Here is a 23,861-nt window from a genome sequence, read left to right on the forward strand (position 1 = left end):
CCTTAATTACCGCTTTAAAAGAACAAAAAATCTTCTATCAATGCTATATAGCACTTCGAGAAGATTTTTAGCAATTATTTTTCTGAAACATGAACCCGAATTTTAGCTTCAATGCCTGGATATAGTTTAACTGGAACATTAGTATACCCTAAAGTCTTAATCGGCTCTGGCAAAACAATCTTGCGTTTGTCTAAATCAATCTTAAATTGCTGATTTAAAGCTTGCGCAATTTGCTTACTAGGAATAGATCCAAATAATCGACCATCACTGCCCGCCTTGGAATGTAGTTCCACGACCGTCTCATCTTTTTCCAAAAAATTCTTAATCATTTCCGCACTAGCGTATTCCTCATCTTTTTCACGCTGTTGGGCGGCTTGTTGCGCTTGCAGTTCTCTCATGGCTGCGGGGGTAGCTTTTTTAGCTTTGCCATTTTTAATTAAATAATTTTGTGCGTAGCCATCAGCTACTTCCTTTACTTCTCCGCGTTTGCCGCGTCCACGAACATCCTGGGTAAAAATTACTCGCATAAAAGTTCCTCCTAGCTATTACTTTTTTTAGTTATGGACATATGTTTATCTTCCACTTTTTGGTGAATAATTGCAATCAATTGTTGCTTCACTTGAGCAATTGTAGTTGCACTTAATTGGGTAGCCGCATTGGACAAATGACCACCGCCACCCATTTCTTCCATAATGACCTGAACATTAAAGTCTCCTAAGCTCCGTGCCGAAATAGATATTTTATCATCTGCACGCTTAGTGATTACAAAAGCGGCATCAATCTGATCCAACGTTAATAAAGTATCTGCAGCTTGAGCCGCAATCACTGAATCATAAATCTGGTCTTCAGCTCCGTTGCATAGTGCAATATGCGGTGTGACCATCATAATCGAATCAATTAAATGACTCCGTTGAATATAAGAGTCAACTTTTTCCTTTAATAAATTCTGTACTAAAGTGCCATCAGCTCCGACGGAACGCAAATAACTAGCGGCATCAAAAGTTCTCGTACCTGTTCGTAAAGTAAAAGAACGAGTATCAACAGAAATTCCGGCTAACATCGCCGTTGCTTCTAATTTGCTTAAAGAAGGACCTGTTTGGGGTTGATATTCTACCATTTCTGTAATCAATTCACTGGCTGAGGAAGCATAGGGCTCAATATAAACTAAAATAGGATTCGGTGGAAATTCTTCCCCCCGCCGATGATGATCAATTATGACCAAATGTTCCGCTAATTTTTGGCAAAGTTGGGAACTAACTGAAATAGACGGCTTAGAGGTATCAACCATAATCAGCATACTATGTGCAGTTGCTTGTTCTAAGGCGGCTGCTGGTGCAATCAGGTCCGTTTTTAACTCTTGATTTTGCGTGATAAGGTTTAAAAGTCGCGCAATGTCAGTATGCAGATTTTTTTGTTCAACCACAATATGACATTTTTTATTATTCATTTGGGCGATACGATGAATTCCTAGACAAGCGCCTAAAGAATCCATATCTGGATTTTGGTGGCCCATCACATAAATATCATCAACTTGATTAAATAGTTCCCGCAATGCCTGGCTAATCATCCTTGCCCGCACCCGGGTTCTTTTTTCCATAGGATTAGTATTACCGCCATAAAAGCGCGCACGCTCATCACCCATTTTAACTACGGCTTGATCACCACCGCGTCCCAAAGCTAAATCCAGATTTTTTTGTGCTTCGCGAGCTAACTCGCTTAAATCATCCCGTCCATAAGCAAAACCAACGCTTAAAGTTAAAGGATAGTTCTTTTTTGAAGTATCTTGTCGAATCTTATCTAAAATTGCAAAATTGTCCTTTTCTACCTGGATTAAAGAACGCGCATAAGCAATTATAATAAACTGATCTTCGCTCACCCGCTTAATAAACATCGAATTATTTTTTGCCCAATCTGTTAACTGATTTGTTACATAGTTTGTAAGATTAGATTGGTCACGATCAGCCATGGTCTGCGTTAATTCATCATAATTATCTAAAAAAACTTGCCCAATCGCAATTTTTTCATCTTCATATTGCTGCTGAATACGAGCATAATTAGTAATATCCAAAAGATAAATCACTCTTAGGTCAGTTTGGATATAGCACTGAAACTGAGATTCTTTAATCTTAATGAGTCCTTGTGGCTGGTCTTGGGGAGATTTAGCTGCAAGTAATTGCTCTAATTGCGGATTAACTTCTCCTAAGGTCTTACCAATGATATCTTCTTTACCAAAATAATTTTGCAGTTTGGGATTAATCCATTGAACTGTATTTTTAGAATCATCATTGTATAATAACATCCCTAACGGTATGTTGATTAGCGCTTCTTGTTCTCCACGACCCTTGCGAAAGGCCAAATCCTCTAAATACTTATTAGCCTGCTTAAATAAGGTGTCAAAGGCATAAAAACTTATTACTAAAACCAATAATACTAAGACAATTTCTAAGATTGCTAAAAGCGGATGGGCAAAAAATCCCACTACAATCGCAATTGCTGCTAAAAGTAAAACGGCAACTAGACACAATTTTAAAGGCCATTTTAAACCTAATAAACCGCTTCTAGTTAATTTATTTTTATCCATATCTTCCTCTTTTTTAATTAAACCTGCCCTTATTTTACCATATTTAGCAGTTAAACAAAAAAGCCTGCCTCTAGGGCAGACTTTTTAACAAGAGTTATTAAATTGCAATAAATATTAGCGAGTCAAATCCAGTTAAAACAAATTAATCTTCTGCAACAAAAGGCAGTAAACCCATAATCCGGGCACGCTTAATTGCAATTGTTAACCGACGTTGGTTTTTAGCACCAGTACCAGTTACACGACGAGGTAAAATCTTGCCTCTTTCGGAAATGAAACGTTTCAATAAATCAGTATCTTTGTAATCAATATAATCAATATGATTAGCAGCAATGAAGTCAACCTTCCGGCGACGACGGCCGCCACGACGTTGTTGTGCCATAATAAGCCCCTTTCTGTAATACTTTTAAAATGGTAAGTCATCATCTGAAATATCAATCGACTGAGTGTTATCCGCAAACGGATCCTCATTCGGATCAGCTGTCGGTGCCTTAGTCGAATTATTATTGTTATTGCTCGATTGATTAGGATTAGGAATATTATTACTTGATTGTGAAGGATGATTATTGTTAGCAGATTTTGGTTCTAATAAAGAAAAATTATCAACGACAACTTCTGTTACATAAACCCGCTGTCCCTGCTGATTTTCATAGTTCCGAGTTTGAATGCGTCCATCAACCCCTACTAATGAACCCTTATGGGTAAAATTAGCAAAGTTTTCAGCAGCCTTACGCCAGATTACGCAGTTAATAAAATCAGCATCGCGATCGCCATTAGAGTTTGTAAACTGACGATTAACCGCTACTGTAAAAGTAGCCACAGCCGTTCCATTAGCAGTATAACGTAAATCAACATCTCGAGTTAGTCTACCAACCAGCACACTTCTATTAATCATTTATCCGCTCTCCCTTAAAGTGTTTCACATGAAACAATTAGTCTTCGCGTTTAATAATCATATGGCGAAGAATGCTGTCATCAATCTTAGAAAGCCGATCAAATTCGTTGATAGCAGCTTGATCAGATGCTTTAACATTAACAATGTGGTAAGTACCTTCAGTATAACCACCAATTTCATAAGCAAAACGCCGCTTTTGCCAGTCTTTAGAATCCATGACTTCAGCACCGTTATCTTTGAGAATGTTGTCAAAACGTTCGATCAAAGCTTTTTTATCTTCTTCAGCAATATCCGGCTTAATGATATACGTAATCTCATAATGAGTTTGAGCCATATTGCACACCTCCCTTTGGACTAATGGAAAATGAATCTTCTCATTTTCAAGGAGCATTTAACTTTTAAAAAGTTTAATACTCACAGAATAAAATTCTACCATTCTTTCGGATTAATTTCCAGATAAAAAAGCTTTTTGCCTAAATAATTACTAAACGTCTAATTTAGATTACGCAAAAAGCTTTAAATTGTTTATTCTAAATCTAGATTTATTTCAGTTTCCTCATGATCAACTTTCGCCATGGTTGAAACATGAGCATCGTCGCTAATCTTCATCAGCCGAACTCCCATAGTTGCTCGCTTGGTCTGAGAAACTTTGGCTACTTCAAATCTAATTAACACACCATTGCTGGTAATTACCATAATATCTTCGGAGCCGTCAACGGTGGTAATTCCAGCTAAAGGTCCATTTTTAGCGGTAATATTAGTAGTCTTGATTCCTTTACCACCACGGCCTTTAATTGGATATTCTTTAGCGGCTGTCCGCTTACCATAGCCATTTTCTGAAATAACTAGTACTTCACTTTGAGGAGTCAAAATTGCTGAACCGACCACATAGTCCTGTTCGCGCAAACGAATACCGCGGACACCTGCTGCAGTACGGCCCATGACCCGCACAGCTTTTTCAGCAAAGCTAACCGCATATCCTAAATGTGTACCAATTAAGATATTTTGCTGGCCATTAGTCAAAATAACATTATCCAAAGAGTCTTCATCTTTTAAAGTAATAGCCCGCAGCCCATTCTTACGAATATTTTGAAATTCGCTCAAAGCAGTTCTTTTGACCGTACCAAAGCGTGTAACAAAGAATAAATAAGCATCTTGAGGTGATTGCTGACGCTTAATATGAACCACTGTTTGAATACGTTCTTCGCTGGCAATTCCTAAAAGATTAATAATAGGAATCCCCTTAGCACTGCGGCCATATTCGGGAATTTCATAGGCCTTAGAATGAAAAATTTTCCCGGAATTAGTAAAGAATAATAAATCATCATGCGTTGAGGTATAAAGTAAATGTTCAATAAAGTCGTCTTTATTAACACCCATCCCCTTAATCCCACGGCCGCCGCGGTTTTGGACTTTGAAATCATCAGCTGGCAAACGCTTGATGTAACCATTATGTGTCAGCACAATCAACACATTTTCTTCTTCAATTAGGTCTTCATCTTCTAGGCTGAGAACTTCACCGACTAATAATTCAGTCCGCCGTGCATCGCCGTATTTATCGCGGATTTCTACTAATTCTTGATAAATAATCTGATCTATTCGTTCCGGTTTAGCCAAAATATCCTGATAATCATTAATTTTAGCCATTAATTCTTGATATTCAGCTTCAATTTTATCTCGTTCTAATCCGGTTAAGCGCACCATCCGCATATCCAAAATGGCTTGGGCTTGTTTATCCGATAAATCAAATTGAGTCATTAAAGCACTTTTAGCTACTTCAGCGGTTTTAGAACTCCGGATAATATGAATAATGGCATCAATATTGTCAAGCGCAATTCTTAAACCTTCTAAAATATGCGCGCGGTTTTTAGCTTTCTTTAAGTCAAATGCTGTCCGGCGGCGGATAACTTTTTCTTGGTGTTCCAAATAATACTGTAAGATTTCTTTTAAGGATAATACCTTAGGAGCACCATTAACAATAGCTACCATATTAAAGCCAAAAGAAGTTTGTAAGGCCGTAAGCTTATATAAGTTATTTAATACTACTTCGGCGCTCATATCCCGACGTACATCAATGGTAATCCGCATTCCTGTCCGATCCGACTCATCAATTAGGTTAGTGATACCTTCAATTCGATGATCACGAGCTAATTCTGCGATTCGCTCAATTAATTTGGCCTTGTTGACAGCATATGGCAATTCTGTCACAATAATCCGCTCGCGACCGCTTTTTTGAGTTTCAATATCTACTTTAGCCCGCACTGTAATGGTTCCGCGGCCAGTTTCGTACGCTTTACGAATACCTGACTTACCCATAACTACACCGCCCGTAGGGAAGTCCGGACCAGGAATTGCCTGCATTAATTCAGCTGTGGTAATTTCTGGATTTTTCATCAACAGATGAATACCATCGACTACTTCACGCAAATTATGCGGAGGAATATTGGTTGTCATCCCCACCGCAATTCCTGTCGCGCCATTAACTAATAAATTAGGAAAACGAGCCGGCAAAACTCGTGGTTCTTTTTCAGTACCATCATAATTTTCAGTAAAATCAACAGTATCTTTATTAATGTCACGCAACATTTCTGTGGCAATTTTACTCATTTTTGCTTCAGTATACCGCATAGCCGCCGCTGGATCACCATCGACCGAGCCAAAGTTACCATGCCCATCTACTAAAACATAGCGGTAGCTGAACTTTTGCGCCATCCGAACCATTGATTCATAAATAGCTGAATCTCCGTGCGGATGGAATTTTCCCATAACATCACCGACAATCCGGGCTGACTTTTTATAAGGTTTATCAGGGGTAACCCCTAATTCATTCATCCCGTACAAAATTCGCCGATGGACTGGTTTTAAGCCATCACGGACATCTGGTAACGCCCGCGCAACAATGACACTCATTGCATAATCTAGAAACGAGCTGCGCATTGTCTTAGTTAAATCGACCGTTTGAATACGCCGATCATTAGTTTCACTCATAGCACTTACTCCCTTCTAAATTACAAATCTAGTTCTGCATAACGGGCATTTTCTTCAATGAATTCCCGCCGCGGAGCTACTTTATCGCCCATTAACATAGAAAATACTCGATCAGCATCGGCGGCGGCATCACCACTGACCCGATCTAGACGGCGATTTTCTGGATTCATAGTTGTATCCCACAATTGTTCAGCGTCCATTTCTCCTAAACCTTTATAGCGTTGAATTACCGGTTTAGGGCTCGGCTGTAAGGTTACCATTACATCTTTTAATTCTTCGTCAGAGTCAATATAGCGCACCATTTTACCTTGGCGTACTTGATATAGCGGTGGCTTAGCAATATAAACATAGCCAGCATCTAAAATTGGCCGCATATAACGATAAATTAAAGTCAATAACAGTGTCCGAATATGAGCGCCGTCGACATCGGCATCCGTCATAATAATCAGCTTATGATATCGTGCTTTTTGGACATCAAAATCTTCGCCAAAGCCTGTACCCATTGCGGTAAATAACGTCCGAATTTCATCATTAGCCAAAATCCGATCCATGGAAGCTTTTTCCACATTTAAAATCTTTCCCCGAATAGGTAAAATAGCCTGTGTTAAGCGAGAACGTCCTTCTTTAGCGGAACCGCCGGCCGAATCACCCTCGACAATAAACAATTCTGAAATTTCGGGATCTTTACTTGAATTATCTGCCAATTTACCCGGTAAATTACTAATCTCTAATCCTGATTTCTTACGTGTTACTTCCCGTGCTCTTTTGGCAGCGACCCGCGCCCGCGAAGCCAGCATTCCTTTTTCAACAATTTGCCGAGCTTCATTGGGATTTTCCAGTAAGAACTTATTAAAGTGTTCGGAAAACATACGGTCAGTTACCGTCCGAGCATCAGAATTTCCTAACTTAGTTTTCGTTTGCCCTTCAAATTGGGGATCCGGATGCTTAATGCTGACAACAGCAGTCATACCTTCACGGACATCATCACCAGATAATTTTTCACTTTCTTTAAGAATATTATTTCGATGACCATAATCATTAATCACTCGGGTCAAAGCTGCTTTAAAACCCGCTTCATGAGTCCCACCTTCATAGGTATGAATATTATTAGCAAAAGTCATTAAATTGGAATGATAGTCGTCAGTATATTGAATCGCAACTTCCACAGTAATGCCGTTTTGCATACCTTCTACATAAATAGGCTCTGGAAAAATCACATCTTTATTTTCATTCAAATATTCCACATAACTTTTAATACCACCAACGTAATGGAATTCAAGCTTCTCTGCTGTTTCTTTTCGCTTATCAGTAAAAGTTAATTTTAAGCCCTTATTTAAAAAGGCTAACTCTCGAATACGAGTTTCTAGAGTGTGATCATCATAAACGGTTGTTTCCGTAAAAATATCTGGATCAGGCAAAAAGTGAACTTTAGTTCCGTGTTCTTGGGGGTCAATATCGCCCAAAATTTTCATCGGCGTTTTCACTTTACCCCGTTCAAAATCCATATAATATCGGTGACCATTACGATGAACTTCAACATCTAAACTAGTACTTAAAGCATTAACTACCGAGGCACCTACACCGTGTAAACCACCAGAAACCTTATAACCGCCGCCGCCAAACTTACCACCCGCATGTAAAACATTAAAAACCGTTTCTAAGGCTGGTCGGCCAGTTTTGGCTTGAATATCAACGGGAATACCACGGCCATCATCAGTGACAGTGACACTATTATCCGGTTCCACCTCAATATTAATCTCGGTTGCAAAACCTGCCAAAGCCTCATCAATACCATTATCAATAATTTCCCAAACTAAATGGTGTAATCCTTGCGCACTAGTTGATCCAATATACATTCCAGGCCGCTTCCGTACTGCTTCTAGACCGGAAAGTACCTGGATTTGACTAGCATCATATTCTTTTGCTCGTTGAGCGAGACTTTCTTTTTTAATTTCCGGTAAATCTTGTTCACTCATATTATTCCTCCAGCTTTGATTGTAAAAATCTTGGGTTGCTTAATAGCTGACAAATCAACATTTTCCAAACTTGTTGTGGTGATAAAGGTCTGGATCCGATTTTGAATTGTTTGCAGTAAGTGGGTTTGGCGACATTGATCTAATTCGGATAAAACATCGTCCAACAGCAATAAAGGATAATCGCCGACTTCCTGCTTAAACAAATCCAATTCGGCTAATTTCAAACTTAAAACAGCACTACGTTGTTGCCCCTGGGAACCAAATTTTTGTAGGTTGGTCTGGTTAACCACAAAAGAAAAGTCATCCCGATGAGGGCCAATACTAGTTGAACCTGTAAAAATATCATGTTCTTTTTGTTGATTGATTTGCTTCAACAATTCTTGATAAATTGCTTCAACACTTTGCTGATGCGCATCTAGAGCCGTTTGATATTTAAGGGCGATTGTCTCTTGGCCACCAGTAATTTCTTGGTGCAGCGGTTGTAGATAATGCTGAATATTTTCTAAAAACTGTTGGCGGGCGCAAATCACTTCCGCCCCATATCCGGCTAACTGGTCCGAAATAACATCTAAATACACTAAGTCATGCGTTTGCTTTTTTTGCAGCCGTTTTAAATAATTATTTCTTTGACGTAAAACCTGCCGGTAACGGGCACTATTCATCAAATAGGCTTGATTAATTTGACCTAATTCCATATCAATAAAATGACGTCGAATATTGGGTGGCCCTTTGACTAGATTTAAATCTTCTGGAGCAAATAAAACTACATTTAACTTACCCACATAAGTAGATAATTTTTTTTGCTCTAAATGATTTAAGGCAGCCTTTTTTCCTGCCTTACTTAAAATTAATTCCAAAGTTAAATGCGTTGTGGCGCGTTGAATTTCTCCGCTTAATTTACTAAAGTCACAATTCCAGCGAATTAATTCTTGATTATTGTTTGTGCGATGAGACCGCACTAATGCGAGCACATAAATCGCTTCTAACAAATTAGTTTTTCCTTGGGCATTTTGCCCAATAAAAATGTTAGTTTGCGGAGAAAATTCTAAAAATAGCTGTTGATAATTGCGAAAATTACGCAAGTTAATATTTTTAAGATACATATTAAATTATCTTCAAAATTTGATCGGATGCGACCTGGACAACATCTCCAGGATAAAGTTTTTTCCCACGTCGATTTTCTTCTTGTCCATTAACTAAAACTTGATTTTCTTGTAAAAACCACTTGGCCTGACCGCCCGTACTAATAATTCCGCTATCTTTGAGCGCTTGGGTCAAAGTTATATAATCTTTTTTTATTTTAATCTCAGTCATTAAATTCACATCCTATCAATTAGACTGTCACAATAATAATTATAGCGCTTTTTAATTTATATGGCAATTTTAAGGGAGTTTAAGCAATTTTAATAAATTCTGGTATAAAAGGTCTAAATTACTTTTTTTAGCTCTATCTGCCCTTAAATTGCAAAATAACTGTAATATTGAAACGATAATAGAGTATATTAACGTCAAAAGAGCCTTGGCATTGTTGCCAAGGCTCTTTTGATAGAATTTTTTAATATTATTGCTAGAAAGTACGAACTGGGGTAATTAGCTGAATAAAGTTCTCAGCATCACTCAGTGGCTTTAAAGTAAAAGGATGTAACGGCGCAGTAAATTCCAATTTAATCTTGGTGTCACCAAAGGCCCGCAAGGCATCTTTTAAATAATCAGGATTAAAGGAAATTTCTAAATCATCACCGCTAATTTGACTAGGCTGTAAAATTTCTTCTACCGCCCCCACTTCCGGTGAATTGCCGTAAATAGTAGCTTTTTTAGTCCCTGTTTCAATGACTAAGCGCACCACATTGTTGCGGCTGGCATGTGCCAAAAGTGACGCTCTTTCAACTGCTGCCAAAAGGTTTTTCGCTTCAAATTCCAATTGGGTAGTGGATTGATCGGGAATAAGTCGGTCAGTAGCTGGATAATTGCCTTCTAAAAGACGCGAATAAAAAAGTGTTTTGGCAAATTCAAATAAAACTTGGTTTTCCGAAATAGAAATTTTAACGTCTTGTTCACCATTATTAAAACTACGGACTAATTCCGTTAAACTTTTGGCAGGAATAACAATGTCATAATCAGCTTGATTTTGATTGGCGATGGTAACTTTTCTTTGGGCTAAACGGTGGCTATCAGTAGCCACAGCTAACAACTGATTGCCAGAAATTTTCAAATGCAAACCGGTTAAAATGGGCCGATTTTCTTGGGTTGAAGCGCTAAAGACAGTTTCATTCACTAATTGCCGCAGAATTTCAGCAGTTATGGTTAATTGATCGCTATTTTCGACTTCAGGTAAGTGAGGATAATTATTAGCATCTAAGCCATTTAAGGTAAATTCAGAATTACCTGAAGTAATAATTGTTTGATTGTTTTCCACAATTTTTAAAGAAAAGTCCTCACCGGGTAACTTTTTAATAATTTCATTAAAGAAACGGGCTGGTAAAACAATCGCGCCGGGAGTAACAATATTTAAATCATTATCTGGATCACTTTGCTCAATTAAAGTTTGTACAGAAATGTCCACATCACTACCAGTAATAATTAGTCCTTGCTCGGTCGCGACTAACTTCATTCCGGTCAAAATGGGAATTGTTGTTTTAGATGATATGGCACGTTGAACATTATTTATTTGATTAATGAAACGAGAACGGTTAATTGAAAATTGCATAGTTAACTCCTTATTATTAATAATAAAAACTTAGTAGTAATAGTAGTAGGACTTGTTAATTCTGTGGATTACATAAAACAGACTAGTTTTAGTCTAACATTTTTGGTGGATAACTTGGGGAAAAATCTCGTGGAAAATCCAATAGTTTTCCCCAGGATCCTCAATTAATTTTTGAGGCTTGCTTTTAAATTCGTAATATCGTGTTGTATTGACAAATCGTTTTCTAATAATTTGGTAATTTTATCGCAAGAATGTAAAACCGTTGTGTGATCTTTACCGCCAAAATCTTGACCAATTTTAGGCAAGGAACTATCAGTTAATGTTCGGGCTAAATACATGGCGATTTGGCGGGGTAAGACAATGGCCTTATTACGCCTTTTTCCTTTGAGATCAGCGACTGTTACTTTATAGTATTTAGCTACTTGGCTTTGAATTTTGTCGATGGTCAGTCCAGCTTGATGTTTAGCATCTTTAAGATCTTTTAATGCTTCGGCTGCTAAGCTGATGGTAATATCAGCGTTATTCATAGTTGAATAGGCTTGAACTCGGACTAAGGCACCCTCTAATTCTCGGACATTACTGTCAATTTGGCTGGCAATATATGAAAGTGCATCATCAGGAATTTCTAAATTTTCAGCAATTGCTTTTTTTCTCAAGATGGCAGTTCTGGTTTCTAGATCGGGCGCTGTAATATCGACGGATAGCCCCCATTTAAAACGGGAAACTAATCTTTCTTGCAGCTTAGGAATTTCATTAGGTAAACGATCGGAAGTTAAGACAATTTGTTTTTTAGTATTATAAAGCGTGTTAAATGTATGGAAAAATTCTTCTTGTGTTCCTTCTTTATCGGCAAAAAATTGAATATCATCTACTAAAAGCAAGTCAACTGTTCGATATTCATTACGAAAACTTTCTTGTGTACGATTTTGAATGGAATTAATAAAATCATTAGCAAAGGATTCACTTGAAATATATTTAACATTAGCTTGCGGATTGCGGTCTAATAACCGATGGCCAATGGCTTGCATCAGATGAGTTTTTCCTAAACCGACCCCGCCATAGATAAACAGCGGATTATACATTGTTCCGGGTTCTTCCGATACTACTAATGCTGCAGCATGAGCCATCTGATTACCAGTACCTGTAACAAACGAATCAAACGTATATTTGCTATTTAAATGCGCTTTTTGCAGTGGAGATTGCGGACCAGTTTTTCTGATATTAGTCGAATCAAGTTGTTTTTGATGGTCTGTTTGTTTGTTTAAGTCCTCTTTAAGCAAAACTACGGGAACAATTTCTTGGTTTCCATACTCATAGGCAGCTTCAACGACTTTTGTACTGATATTTCTTTCCCAATATTCTTTGTGTAAAGCTGAAGGTACCGTGATATAAATTTTTTGTTGCTCTAATTTTATGGGCTGGGCGCTTTCAATCCATGTTTGATAGCTGACAGGAGCAAATTCTTGTTTAAATTTTTTTTGTAAGTAACTCCAAAAGGAATCGAGTTCACCATTTGTAATTTCTGCCACTGGATTTCCTCCCCCGTAAAATAAAATCCTTAACTGTGACATTCTAGCATTATTTATAAAAGTTTTCCACAGATGAATAACTTTTATTAACTTTTCCCTTAAATAAACAAGTGTAAATAATAAATATTTTTAGAATTGTGGATAAATTTAATTTATAAAAGTTTATCCACAAATTGTCAGGCTTCGTTAATACTTGAAATATGAGCAAAAAAACCACTTAATCACAATTGTGGATAAACTGTTAACAACTGTGTTGATTGGGGATTTTATTGGAAGTTATCTTGTTTAAAACTTGAGCAGTAAAAAATATAAAAAAGTTTTCCACTGCTTTTTTCAACAGGTGGAAAACTAAATATAGGTAATATTTGAAAAATATATTTGCTTTCAAGGTAAATTATGATAAACTGTTTAGGTGATTATCTTAGACTAGTACAGTGACAGCACGGTTGACAAAGTTATGGAGGTGTTACAAACATGACTACAAAAAGAACTTACCAACCTAAAAAACGCCATCGCGAGCGGGTACATGGTTTTATGAAGCGTATGAGTACCAGCAACGGTCGGAAGGTTTTAGCACGGCGTCGTAAGAAAGGCAGAAAAGTTTTATCCGCCTAGGCCACTGAATATTCAGTGGCTTTTTTATTATGATAACGAGATGATGAAGGACTAATTATGAAAAAAAGCTACCGTATTAAAAAAGAAGCAGAGTTTCAAACAGTATTTGATTATCATCAATCTGTGGCGAACCGGACTTTTGTTCTTTATCAAATGCCCAAACAAGGTCAAAAACATTTTCGTGTAGGAATTTCTGTCGGAAAAAAGATTGCTCATACAGCTGTTCAGCGTAATCAAATTAAACGTTACATTCGCCAATCTTTGTTAGAATTAAAGCCGCAAATACCGCCAGAAATGGATTTTTTAATTATTGCCCGGAAGCCAGCGACGGAATTAAATATGGCAGAAACTAAAAAAAATCTGTTTCATCTTCTAAAATTAGGTAAAATACTGTAGAAGACTATTAAATGCTAAAGGAAAATTGTTATGTCAAAAAAGAAAAAACGCCTTTTTTTAATGTTTACCCTCTTATTCTTAGTTGTACTAGTTGTCAGTGGCTGCAGTAATATTAATGATCCGATCACTAAAAGCAGTCCTGGCTTTTGGAATCACTATGTGCTTTATCAATTTTCACGCTTTATTTTATGGTTGGCAAGCTTAGTTAAAAATAGCTATGGCTGGGCAATTGTTATTTTTACAATTGTGGTGCGGATTGTTTTGCTGCCTTTAAATTGGTGGCAAATTAAAAGCATGAATAAGCAAATGCGTATCCAACCTCAAATGAAGGCCTTGCAGCAAAAATACTCTGCTAAAGATTTAGAAACACAACAAAAATTACAAGAAGAAACGAAAAAATTATATGCTGAAGCTGGTGTCAATCCAGTTGCCGGATGTCTGCCGTTAGTAATTCAATTACCTGTTATGTGGGCTTTATATCAGGCTATTTATCGGACGACAGAATTACGTAATGGTCATTTTTTGTGGATGGAGTTAGGGAAGCCAGATCCGATTTATATTTTGCCAATTCTGGCAGCTCTTTTCACCTTTTTAAGTACTTGGATTGCCAACTTATCCCAGCCTGATCAGCCTCAAGCTACTAAAATGATGATGTGGCTGATGCCCATTATGATTTTAATTCCGGCAATCTCCATTTCTTCAGCTATTTCAGTTTACTGGGTAGTATCTAATGCTTTTCAAGTGCTCCAAACTCTCTTGTTACAGAATCCCTTTAAGTTTAAGCGCGAACAGCAAGAAAAATTAAAACAACAAAAGCAACGGGAAAAGGCCTTGCGCAAGGCCAAAAAACGTGCTTTTAAAAAGCATTAAGCTAATTTTGGAGGAGTTTGAAAATTTATGACCGAATTTCAAGGAACAACAATTCAAAATGCCATTGACCAGGGCTTAAAAGCACTCCATTTAGAGAGAGAACAAGTAGCAGTAGATGTAATTAGTGAAGGCCGTAAAGGCTTTTTAGGTATTGGCCGTAAGCCAGCCCGTGTCGAAGTGAAACCTCTAAGTAACGTTAAATCCTTAATTACACAAACTAATACCACTCATGAAAAAATTGCGCAAATTCAAACTTACTTAAAAGCTATTGTGGCGGCCATGGATTTTGACCAGCAAGTACAATTAATCAAAAATGCTGATAATTTAAAGTTTGAAATTCAAACTCAAGAACAAAACCAATCACGAGTAATCGGCAAGCATGGTAAAAATATTAATGCCTTACAGACGATTATCCAAGAATACGCCTATTATTTAGATTTTCGTGAAGAACCTATTTTATTAGACTGCGGTGGTTATCGCAAGAGGCGGCAAGAGGCTTTAATTGCTTTATCTACTTTTAAGGCAGAGCAAGTACAGGCTACTCATAAGCCTACATATTTGGATCCCATGCCAGCTTTAGAACGCAAAATTATTTATGAAAATCTAGCAGCTAATAATCAAGTGATTGTGCGGACTCAAGGGCGCGGTTTAGATAGATATTTAGTAATTAAACCGGCTTAATTATCACAAAATTGTATTTTCATAGCAGTGATGATAATTGAAGAGAATTTTTTTAACATTATAAAGTTATTAAAAGAGTATTTATGAATTAATCTGCATAAATACTCTTTTGTTTGATAATTTTTCGTGATTAATTATTGTAATCTTTATCCAACGCTACATAAGGGAGTGTAAGTATGAATTTTTTGAAACCGCCAGCAGCTAAAAAACAAGTTGCTGCCGAGCAAATTGATCCCACCTATAAGCGTTTACGCTGGCAAGTTTTCTTGGGAATTTTTATAGGCTATGCAGGCTATTATCTTTTAAGAAATAATTTTTCCATTGCTATGCCACAATTAATTCGTGCAGGCTTTACTAAGTCACAATTAGGCTGGGCTTTTTCGGCCGTTTCGATCGCCTATGGTATTAGTAAGTTTGTAATGGGAACTGTTTCTGATCGCAGCAATGCCCGCATTTTTTTGCCGCTAGGATTAGTGCTGACGGCAGTAGTGAACTTGTTTTTTGGACTGGTACCAGCCTTGACTCAGTCTTTAATGGTGATGTTTATTTTACTATTTTTGATTGGCTGGTTTGAAGGTATGGGCTGGCCGCCGTCGGGGAGGATTTTAACACATTGGTTTTCAATTAGTGAACGTGGTAGTTGGACTTCAGTGTGGAACGTTGCGCATAATGTCGGTGGTGCTTTTAGGCTCCCTTAGCCAGTGCGGGAATTGCCTTTGCTGCAGCACATTTTCTGGGATTAAAGTCATTTACAGGTGCTTTTATTATTCCTGCAGTGGTGGGACTTGTTATTGCTGTGGTGGCTTATTTATTAATTCGTGATACTCCTGAATCAATGGGACTGCCGCCAATTGAAGTGTATCGTAATGATTACCCTAATCAAGAGCATAAGTTGTATGAAGAAGAGCTGACAACTAAAGATATATTATTCAAATATGTTTTAAATAATAAATGGGTGTGGCTTATAGCCTTTGCTAACATTTTTGTTTATTTTGTCCGTTATGGGGTAGAAAATTGGGCTCCCGCTTATTTAACGGAGATTAAGCATATTACTCTGGCATCTTCCAGTAATTCTTATTTTTTGTATGAAATTGCGGGCATTCCAGGTACAATCTTTGCTGGTTGGGTCTCAGATAAAATTTTCCATGGTCGTCGGGGACCAGCTGGATTTGTCTTTATGCTGACTGTTAGTGCTTTTGTGCTATTATATTGGCGTGCACAAAGTATGTTGATGGTTAACTTTTCGTTAGTAATGATTGGCTTTTTGATATATGGCCCTGTAATGTTAATTGGTTTACAGGCCTTAGATTCAGTACCGAAAAAAGCTGCCGGTACGGCTGCCGGCTTGACGGGTCTTTTTGGCTATTTATTTGGTTCAGTTGCAGCAAATGCAATTATGGGGATGATTGTTGATCATTTTGGCTGGTCAGTAGGTTTTTTGACAATTTTTGCCTCAGCTTTAATTGCGGCACTGATTTTTGCTTTAACCTGGAACTTACGTGGACAAGAAGCCAGCAAGTAATTTTTTTTGACAAATCTTAAAGAACAGGTTATATTTTTTATTAGTTATTAAAAAGTAGTCAAAGTGCTTTTTATCTAGACCTAAATGGGATAGATTAATGGCGCTTTTTTTGTGTTTTTAGGAGGATTAAGAGTAAAATGGCACAACTTACAGAATTTGACACCATTGCTGCTATTTCGACACCTATTGGCGAAGGCGCTATTTCTATTGTACGGATGTCAGGTGAACAAGCCGTGGCAATTGCTAATAAAGTGACGCGAGGTAAAGATCTCACGCAGGTTGCCTCGCATACCATTAATTATGGGCATGTTATTGATCCTAAAACGCAACAAAGTATTGATGAAGTAATGATTTCTGTAATGCGTGCTCCCAAGACGTTCACGCGCGAAGATATTGTTGAGATTAATACCCATGGTGGCATTATGGCTACGAATTTGGTCTTGCAAACTTTGTTGAGTAATGGAGCGCGCTTAGCCGAGCCAGGGGAATTTACCAAACGTGCTTTTTTGAATGGCCGCATTGATCTTACACAAGCAGAATCAGTAATGGACATTATTCGCGCCAAGACTGACAAGGCAATGCAGCAAGCTTTGAACCAATTAGATGGCTCCTTAGCCCACTTAATCAAAAATTTACGCCAAGAAATCTTAGAAGTGTTGGCTCAAGTAGAAGTGAATATTGATTATCCCGAATATGATACTGATGAGATGACTACAAAGATGCTTTTAGAAAAGGCCCAACAAGTTGCAAAGCAAATCGACGGACTTTTAAAAACAGCGCATGAAGGGCAAATTTTAAATCAAGGCATTAAAACAGCCATTATTGGCAAGCCTAATGTGGGTAAATCTAGTCTATTAAATGTTTTAACACATCAACAACGGGCCATTGTTACTGATGTGGCTGGAACCACGCGCGATGTGATTGAACAAATGGCCAATATTAATGGGATACCTTTGCAATTGGTGGATACTGCTGGTATTCATTCTACAGATGATAAAGTAGAACGCTTAGGAGTTGACCGGAGCTTGCAGGCAATTAAAGATGCGGATTTGGTCTTATTAATACTGGATGGCAGTCGTCCATTAGATGAACAAGATTATCAACTTTTAAAATTAACGCAAGCGAAAAAAAGAATTGTTATTATTAATAAAAAGGATTTACCACAAGTTTGGCAGTCAGATCAATTGCTAGCAGAACTTAATCCAAAAGAATTAGTGCCGATTTCTGCTGTTGCTCAACAAGGAATTGAACAAATTGAACAACAAATTGAACAGCTCTTTTTTGCGGGTATTGAAAATAGTAATTCTACAGCCGTAGTAACAAATGCACGGCAAGTGGGACTTTTGAAGCAGGCCCAAAAAGCATTAGCTGATGTTCAGGCGGGAATTCAGCAACAAATGCCAATTGATTTAGTTCAAATCGATATGACTAATTGCTGGAATATACTAGGCGAAATTACCGGTGAAAGCGCGCCAGATGAGTTAATTACCCAATTATTTAGTCAATTCTGTTTAGGAAAATAAAACTTTTAAAAGAGGTCGTAATTAATGCGAGAATATGATGTGGCAGAACATTATGATGTAATAGTGGTAGGAGCCGGGCATGCAGGCTGTGAGGCAGCTTTAGCTGCTGCTCGAATGGGTCAAAAAACTTTATTGCTGACTATTAATTTGGATATGGTAGCCTTTATGCCTTGTAATCCGTCTATTGGCGGTCCGGCTAAGGGGATTGTTGTACGCGAAATTGATGCTTTAGGCGGTCAAATGGGCCGCAATATTGATGCGACTTATATCCAAATGCGCATGCTGAACACAGGTAAGGGTCCAGCTGTCCGCGCTTTAAGAGCACAAGCCGATAAAAATGAATACCATCAGGTAATGAAAGCTACTTTAGAAGCAGAACCTAATTTAACCTTACGGCAAGGCTTAGCAGAAAAATTAATTGTTCAAGACAATGTTTGCCAAGGTATTATTACGAATACTGGTGCTCGCTACCATGCTCAAGCAGTCGTCTTGACGGCGGGTACTTCTTCACGCGGTAAGATTATTATTGGTGAATTAATGTATTCTTCTGGACCTAATAATTCATTGCCTTCAATTAAGTTGTCGGAAGACTTGGAACGTTTAGGCTTGAAATTAAGACGTTTTAAAACTGGGACTCCTCCCCGAGTTAATAAAGATTCAATTGATTTTAGTAAGATGGAAGAGCAGCCAGGCGATACTACCCCACGGGCTTTTTCCTATGAAACTCAGCCGCAAGATTATTTGAAAAATCAAATATCTTGTTGGATGACTTATACTAATGCTAATACTCACCAAATTATTCGTGATAATCTAGATCGGGCGCCGATGTTTTCTGGTATTATTAAGGGTGTTGGCCCTCGTTATTGTCCATCAATTGAGGATAAGGTAGTGCGGTTTGCAGATAAACCCCGCCATCAGCTTTTTATTGAACCTGAAGGTAAGAATACCAAAGAGTATTATGTGGGCGATTTTTCCACGTCGATGCCTGAAGAAATTCAGCAACAAATGCTGCATTCTGTTGCTGGCTTAGAGCAGGCGCAAATGATGCGTCCCGGCTATGCGATTGAATATGATATTATTGAACCTTGGCAGCTAAAACAGACTTTAGAAACTAAAAAAATTAAAAATCTCTATACTGCTGGCCAAATGAATGGGACTTCCGGTTATGAAGAGGCTGCTGGCCAAGGTATTATTGCAGGAATTAACGCGGCACTACGCGTACAAAATAAGTCACCGTTTATTTTAAAGCGTAATGAAGCATATATTGGAGTTATGATTGATGATTTAGTCACTAAGGGGACTAATGAGCCTTACCGGCTTTTAACCAGTCGGGCGGAATATCGCCTAATTTTACGGCATGATAATGCTGATTTAAGACTAAGTGCTCAGGGACATCAATTAGGCTTAATTAGTGATGAGCGTTTTGCCCATTTACAGCAAAAGCAGCATGAAATTGCAATAGAAACCCAACGTTTACAAACAACACGGATTAAACCAAATGCGCAAGTAAATGACTTTTTGGCACAAAAACAAATGCCACCACTTCAAGATGGTGTCTTGGCTGCTGATTTTTTGAAGCGTCCGCAAGTGCACTATGAAGATATTATTGATTTAATTGGGCCCGCTCCTGCGCCAATTAGCAGTGCTGCGCAAGAACAAGTTGAAATTTCCATTAAATACGCAGGTTATATCAAAAAAGAAGAGGCCCAAATTGCTCATTTAAAGAAATTAGAAGCTAAGAAAATCCCTGAAAACATCGATTATGATGATGTTAGTGGATTGGCAACAGAAGCCTTACAAAAACTGAAAAAAATTAATCCTACAACGATTGCTCAAGCTGAGCGTATTTCGGGCGTTAATCCTGCAGATATTAGTATTTTAATGGTTTATATTCAACGGGGACGCATTGCTAAAACGACAGCAAAATAGCTGCTTTAAAGAGTAAAGCAACTGTCAACGAGTGATTTTAGAAAACAAGCTTAGATGAATCTTAAATATATAAAAACGACCGCCAATTAATCGCGGTCGTTTTTTGTTGGGGAATTTTTAATTTAATTTAGCTGCTGCAGCTTCGTCAACAATAAGGGTTACCTGTGGATGTTGTTGCAAAATGCTAGCTGGACAAGCTGTGGTTACTGGACCCTTAACTGTTTGATAGATAGCTTCGGCTTTATTGGCGCCCCAAGCCATTAAGATAATATGCTTACTTTGCATGATTGATGCAATCCCCATAGAGATAGCTTCTTTAGGCACTTCATCTTGATTATCAAAAAAGCGGGCATTAGCTTCAATAGTTGATTGAGTCAATTGAACACGGTGCGTGGTACAGTCAAATGGAGTTTGTGGTTCATTAAATCCAATATGGCCATTTTGACCGATACCTAAAATTTGGATATCAATAGGATTTTCTTTGATTATTTGGTCATAGCGCTTAATTTCAGCTGAAATATCTGCTGCCACCCCATTAGGAATATAAGAGTGTTGAAATTTTTTATATTGAAAGAGGTGTTGATTCATAAAATAATGATAGCTTTGCGGATTATCAGCAGGTAGACTAACATATTCATCTAAATTGATTGATGTGTTTTTTGAAAAATCGAGGTCACTTTGAACCATTTCTTGATAGAGCATTACTGGGGTACTGCCGGTAGCTAAACCCAAGACTTTAGCGCCATCTTGTAAACCGTTTTTGATTAAAGCAAAGGCTTTTTGACTGCCGCTTTTTTGATCTGGAACTGTAATTATTTTCATCATAATCGCCCCTTGATATTGGTATAGTCCAATGATAGCGCATGGGAAATTAAAAGTCAATTGTAATAAGAGTTCACACCGGAGTTAATAAAATAAGCTTGTAGGGAATATTAAAAAATCCGTAAAGGTTAAATCTGCCTCAACGGATTTCATTAATTTTATTAATTTTATTAATTTAAAGAAGATCAACTATGGTTTTTTTAAGCCCTTAATGCCTGCAACTTCAAACAATACTTGCTCAAAAGATGCCCGCTTAGCTAGAGAAGCTGTATGGCCCTTGAGCTTGAGATGAGGTTTAGAAGTTTCAACAATACCATGGTTAGGACCTAAGGAAGCTACTGTGCCTAAAGACTTGTAAACAAACTTCTTTTGAGGAGCATTATTTAAAGCGGCGGTAATATTTTCGGCAGCAACTCGTGCTTGTGCTAAGGACAATTGTCCAGTTGTTGGCAAAGGCCGGCCTGATTTTGGATCCATGGAAGCAGAATCATCACCTAATACATAAATTTCCGGATGATCTTCTAGATTCAAATAATCAGTAACCACAATACGATTACGTTTAGCATTAAATCCAGATTCTTTAATTACGTCACTGCCACTAACACCAACGGTCCAGATGATAGAGTTAGCGTATACGCGTTGTTCTTCATCACTATCACCTTTGGTATAAACGACAGCATTTTGTTCAATTTTCTTAATTTTAGCACCAGTTAAGATTTTAATACCATTTTTAGTTAAAAAGTCATAAGCATATTGGGCTAATTGGGAATCAAACATTGGCAAAATTTGAGGAGCCATTTCTAAACTGGTAATGTTAATTTCAGGAACATTATATTTAGCTTTTAAGACTTTAGCAGTATCAATTAATTCTCCTAATAACTCAATACCTGTAAAACCGGCACCACAAACAGCAATGTTTAAGTCGTTAGGATCTTGGGATTGCTTATAGTCGCGAATATTAGAATTAATTACTTGATAAATTTTTTCGGCAGTAGGGATATCTTGTAGTTTGTAAGAATATTGATCGGCACCTTCCATGCCGAAGTTCTCTGAACGAAAACCTAAACTTAATACCACGTAATCATAAGAAATATCTACATGATCTTCAAATTCGACTTTCTTGTTTTCGTAGTCTACTTTTTTCACAGTAGCTTGAATAAAGTTAACATTATCTGGGATTACTGCACTGATATCAAAACTAATATCGTCTGCTTGAGCTGTTCCTGCTGCTACTCGATAAAGTTGAATTGATTCCACATGCTTAGTATTACGATCAATTAAATCAATGGTTGTTCCTTCCGGAGCAATTTTTGCTAATTTTCTTGCCGTACCTAACCCTGCATAACCAGCGCCTAAAATTACGATGTGAGCCATAAATTTGATCCTTCCTTCTTCTCTTATGTAATCTACTTATATTATATGCTTAAATTTAGCCCCTGAAAACAAATATACTGTATTTTTTACTAAAAGATCACATAGTTGTTAATAAATATTTTGTGCAAACGATTGCTCTAGCGTATAATTTGAATATACGAATGAAAGAGGTGTCTATTATGTTGTTTATGGCGATAAACGCCGGAAGCTCCAGTTTAAAATGGCAGATTTATGATATGCCTAGTGAAAAGCGAGTTGCTAAAGGAATGATTGATCGTCTTGGTAAACAAGATGCAATTTTTAAAGCTAGTTACGGTGAAGGGCAAAAATTTGAACAACAAGAACCCATTGTATCAAAAGAAAAAGCCGCTGCTTTAATTCTTACTCGGCTTAAGAGTTTACAAATTGTCGATCGTTTAGAAGATATTAAGGGCGTGGGACATCGGGTTGTTTCTGGTGGAGAAGTTTTTGAGCACTCAACAGTTATTACACCAGAAGTATTATTACAAATTGAAAATTTATCAGAATTGGCGCCTTTACATAATAGTATTGAAGCTTATTATGTTAGTGTTTTTGCTAAATTGTTACCGCATTCAAAACAAGTAGCTGTTTTTGATACATCATTTTTTACTACTTTGGCCCCTGTTAATTATCTTTACCCTATTGAAACTAAATATTACAATCAATACGGAGTGCGTAAATACGGCGCTCATGGCACTAGTCACCGCTATGTGACCCAGCGCACAGCAGAAATTTTACAAAAGCCTTTAGACCAACTGAATTTAATCACCCTGCATTTAGGTAATGGTGCTTCGATTTCAGCTATTGAACATGGCAAAGCAATTGATACATCAATGGGCTTTACTCCATTAGCGGGATTAATGATGGGAACGCGTTCTGGTGATGTTGATCCTTCAATTATTCCCTACATTATGGAAAAAGAACATTTACAAACGGCTTCTCAAATGATTAAAATTTTGAATAATAATTCTGGTTTGCTAGGGGTGTCAGGTGTTTCCAATGATAAGCGGGATATTGATGATGCAGCAGCAACTGGCAATCATCAGGCCCAATTGGCTCAAGAAATGTTTGTCAATCGCATTGTTAAATATGTCGGCTCTTATTTGGCCTTGTTAGATGAGTTACCGGATGCTTTAGTCTTTACTGCCGGTGTCGGGGAAAATGACCAGCCTGTGCGGCAAGCGGTTTGTGAGCAGTTGCGCCATTTCGGTGTCAAAATAGATACTGAGAAAAACCAAGTTAAAGGTCAAGAAACATTAGTCAGCACACCAGATTCTACTATCAAAGTTTTAGTAGTACCGACTAATGAAGAATTAATGATTGCTCGTGATACTTATAATTTGACTCAAAAGTAATTGAATAAATATAAAAAACGGTTCTAAGTCCTAAATACTTAGATCCGTTTTTTATTCCGCGGGACAAATAGAGTTTAGTT

The 23,861-nt window shown here is 37.6% G+C and carries 22 protein-coding genes; 9 read left to right on the top strand and 13 right to left on the bottom strand.

Features of this window, described 5'->3' with window-relative positions; translation table 11 throughout:
* Nucleotides 1-74 precede the first annotated feature (74 nt).
* The 11 genes from rplI to dnaA all read right to left on the bottom strand — a co-directional run bounded on the left by rplI (nucleotide 75) and on the right by dnaA (nucleotide 12,664).
* Nucleotides 75-527: a 50S ribosomal protein L9 gene (gene rplI, locus EQ827_RS00580; RefSeq protein WP_181189047.1), complete on the bottom strand. Its 453-nt coding sequence runs from the start codon at nucleotides 525-527 to the stop codon at nucleotides 75-77.
* An 11-nt stretch (nucleotides 528-538) separates the two neighbouring features.
* Nucleotides 539-2,581, bottom strand: coding sequence for a DHH family phosphoesterase (locus tag EQ827_RS00585; RefSeq protein ID WP_181189048.1), 2,043 nt, complete (start codon nucleotides 2,579-2,581; stop codon nucleotides 539-541).
* Nucleotides 2,582-2,723: 142 nt separating this feature from the next.
* Nucleotides 2,724-2,960, bottom strand: coding sequence for a 30S ribosomal protein S18 (gene rpsR, locus EQ827_RS00590; RefSeq protein ID WP_181189049.1), 237 nt, complete (start codon nucleotides 2,958-2,960; stop codon nucleotides 2,724-2,726).
* 24 nt (nucleotides 2,961-2,984) lie between these two features.
* The gene (gene ssb, locus EQ827_RS00595; RefSeq protein ID WP_181189050.1) at nucleotides 2,985-3,473 is read right to left on the bottom strand and encodes a single-stranded DNA-binding protein; all 489 of its coding nucleotides are present in this window, start codon (nucleotides 3,471-3,473) and stop codon (nucleotides 2,985-2,987) included.
* Nucleotides 3,474-3,510: 37 nt separating this feature from the next.
* Nucleotides 3,511-3,807, bottom strand: a complete 297-nt coding sequence (rpsF, locus tag EQ827_RS00600; protein WP_181189051.1) for a 30S ribosomal protein S6 — start codon at nucleotides 3,805-3,807, stop codon at nucleotides 3,511-3,513.
* A gap of 191 nt (nucleotides 3,808-3,998) precedes the next feature.
* Complete coding sequence (gyrA, locus tag EQ827_RS00605; protein ID WP_181189052.1) at nucleotides 3,999-6,461, bottom strand: DNA gyrase subunit A; 2,463 nt, start codon at nucleotides 6,459-6,461, stop codon at nucleotides 3,999-4,001.
* 20 nt (nucleotides 6,462-6,481) lie between these two features.
* Nucleotides 6,482-8,437: a DNA topoisomerase (ATP-hydrolyzing) subunit B gene (gyrB, locus tag EQ827_RS00610; RefSeq protein ID WP_181189053.1), complete on the bottom strand. Its 1,956-nt coding sequence runs from the start codon at nucleotides 8,435-8,437 to the stop codon at nucleotides 6,482-6,484.
* Nucleotides 8,434-9,540, bottom strand: coding sequence for a DNA replication/repair protein RecF (gene recF / locus EQ827_RS00615; RefSeq protein WP_181189054.1), 1,107 nt, complete (start codon nucleotides 9,538-9,540; stop codon nucleotides 8,434-8,436). The genes gyrB and recF overlap by 4 nt, the downstream gene beginning before the upstream one ends.
* A 1-nt stretch (nucleotide 9,541) precedes the next feature.
* Nucleotides 9,542-9,751 (bottom strand): S4 domain-containing protein YaaA, encoded by a 210-nt coding sequence (gene yaaA, locus EQ827_RS00620; protein WP_181189055.1) that lies wholly within the window; start codon nucleotides 9,749-9,751, stop codon nucleotides 9,542-9,544.
* Between the two features lie 253 nt (nucleotides 9,752-10,004).
* Nucleotides 10,005-11,144, bottom strand: a complete 1,140-nt coding sequence (gene dnaN, locus EQ827_RS00625) for a DNA polymerase III subunit beta (RefSeq protein WP_181189056.1) — start codon at nucleotides 11,142-11,144, stop codon at nucleotides 10,005-10,007.
* A 164-nt stretch (nucleotides 11,145-11,308) separates the two neighbouring features.
* Complete coding sequence (gene dnaA / locus EQ827_RS00630; protein WP_309109317.1) at nucleotides 11,309-12,664, bottom strand: chromosomal replication initiator protein DnaA; 1,356 nt, start codon at nucleotides 12,662-12,664, stop codon at nucleotides 11,309-11,311.
* Nucleotides 12,665-13,147: 483 nt separating this feature from the next.
* On the opposite strand from dnaA, the gene rpmH reads away from it, so the two are divergent.
* The 8 genes from rpmH (at nucleotide 13,148) to mnmG (ending at nucleotide 20,209) form a co-directional block, all read left to right on the top strand.
* Nucleotides 13,148-13,288 carry a 50S ribosomal protein L34 gene (rpmH, locus tag EQ827_RS00635; protein ID WP_025085419.1) on the top strand — a complete coding sequence of 47 codons (141 nt, stop codon included), beginning with the start codon at nucleotides 13,148-13,150 and terminating at the stop codon, nucleotides 13,286-13,288.
* 57 nt (nucleotides 13,289-13,345) lie between these two features.
* Entirely contained in the window at nucleotides 13,346-13,684 is a 339-nt protein-coding gene (rnpA, locus tag EQ827_RS00640) for a ribonuclease P protein component (protein ID WP_181189058.1), read from the top strand.
* Between the two features lie 30 nt (nucleotides 13,685-13,714).
* Complete coding sequence (gene yidC, locus EQ827_RS00645) at nucleotides 13,715-14,554, top strand: membrane protein insertase YidC (RefSeq protein ID WP_181189059.1); 840 nt, start codon at nucleotides 13,715-13,717, stop codon at nucleotides 14,552-14,554.
* Between the two features lie 27 nt (nucleotides 14,555-14,581).
* Nucleotides 14,582-15,235, top strand: coding sequence for an RNA-binding cell elongation regulator Jag/EloR (gene jag, locus EQ827_RS00650; protein ID WP_181189060.1), 654 nt, complete (start codon nucleotides 14,582-14,584; stop codon nucleotides 15,233-15,235).
* Between the two features lie 176 nt (nucleotides 15,236-15,411).
* On the top strand, nucleotides 15,412-15,933 hold the full coding sequence (locus tag EQ827_RS09035) for an MFS transporter (RefSeq protein WP_258231759.1): 522 nt from the start codon (nucleotides 15,412-15,414) through the stop codon (nucleotides 15,931-15,933).
* Between the two features lie 68 nt (nucleotides 15,934-16,001).
* Nucleotides 16,002-16,757, top strand: coding sequence for an MFS transporter (locus tag EQ827_RS09040; RefSeq protein ID WP_373563500.1), 756 nt, complete (start codon nucleotides 16,002-16,004; stop codon nucleotides 16,755-16,757).
* Between the two features lie 215 nt (nucleotides 16,758-16,972).
* Nucleotides 16,973-18,280 (top strand): tRNA uridine-5-carboxymethylaminomethyl(34) synthesis GTPase MnmE, encoded by a 1,308-nt coding sequence (gene mnmE / locus EQ827_RS00660; protein ID WP_373563501.1) that lies wholly within the window; start codon nucleotides 16,973-16,975, stop codon nucleotides 18,278-18,280.
* A gap of 24 nt (nucleotides 18,281-18,304) precedes the next feature.
* The gene (gene mnmG / locus EQ827_RS00665) at nucleotides 18,305-20,209 is read left to right on the top strand and encodes a tRNA uridine-5-carboxymethylaminomethyl(34) synthesis enzyme MnmG (RefSeq protein WP_181189062.1); all 1,905 of its coding nucleotides are present in this window, start codon (nucleotides 18,305-18,307) and stop codon (nucleotides 20,207-20,209) included.
* A 117-nt stretch (nucleotides 20,210-20,326) separates the two neighbouring features.
* On the opposite strand, the gene nagB is transcribed toward mnmG, so the two are convergent.
* Both nagB and EQ827_RS00675 read right to left on the bottom strand, forming a co-directional pair.
* Entirely contained in the window at nucleotides 20,327-21,031 is a 705-nt protein-coding gene (nagB, locus tag EQ827_RS00670) for a glucosamine-6-phosphate deaminase (protein WP_181189063.1), read from the bottom strand.
* 189 nt (nucleotides 21,032-21,220) lie between these two features.
* Complete coding sequence (locus EQ827_RS00675; RefSeq protein WP_181189064.1) at nucleotides 21,221-22,405, bottom strand: NAD(P)/FAD-dependent oxidoreductase; 1,185 nt, start codon at nucleotides 22,403-22,405, stop codon at nucleotides 21,221-21,223.
* Between the two features lie 176 nt (nucleotides 22,406-22,581).
* Here EQ827_RS00675 and EQ827_RS00680 point away from each other — a divergent pair, with 176 nt between their 5' ends.
* The gene (locus EQ827_RS00680) at nucleotides 22,582-23,781 is read left to right on the top strand and encodes an acetate/propionate family kinase (protein WP_181189086.1); all 1,200 of its coding nucleotides are present in this window, start codon (nucleotides 22,582-22,584) and stop codon (nucleotides 23,779-23,781) included.
* Nucleotides 23,782-23,861: the final 80 nt, after the last annotated feature.

The sequence above is a fragment of the Bombilactobacillus bombi genome, from assembly GCF_013607485.1.
Taxonomy (GTDB): Bacteria; Bacillota; Bacilli; order Lactobacillales; family Lactobacillaceae; genus Bombilactobacillus; species Bombilactobacillus bombi_A.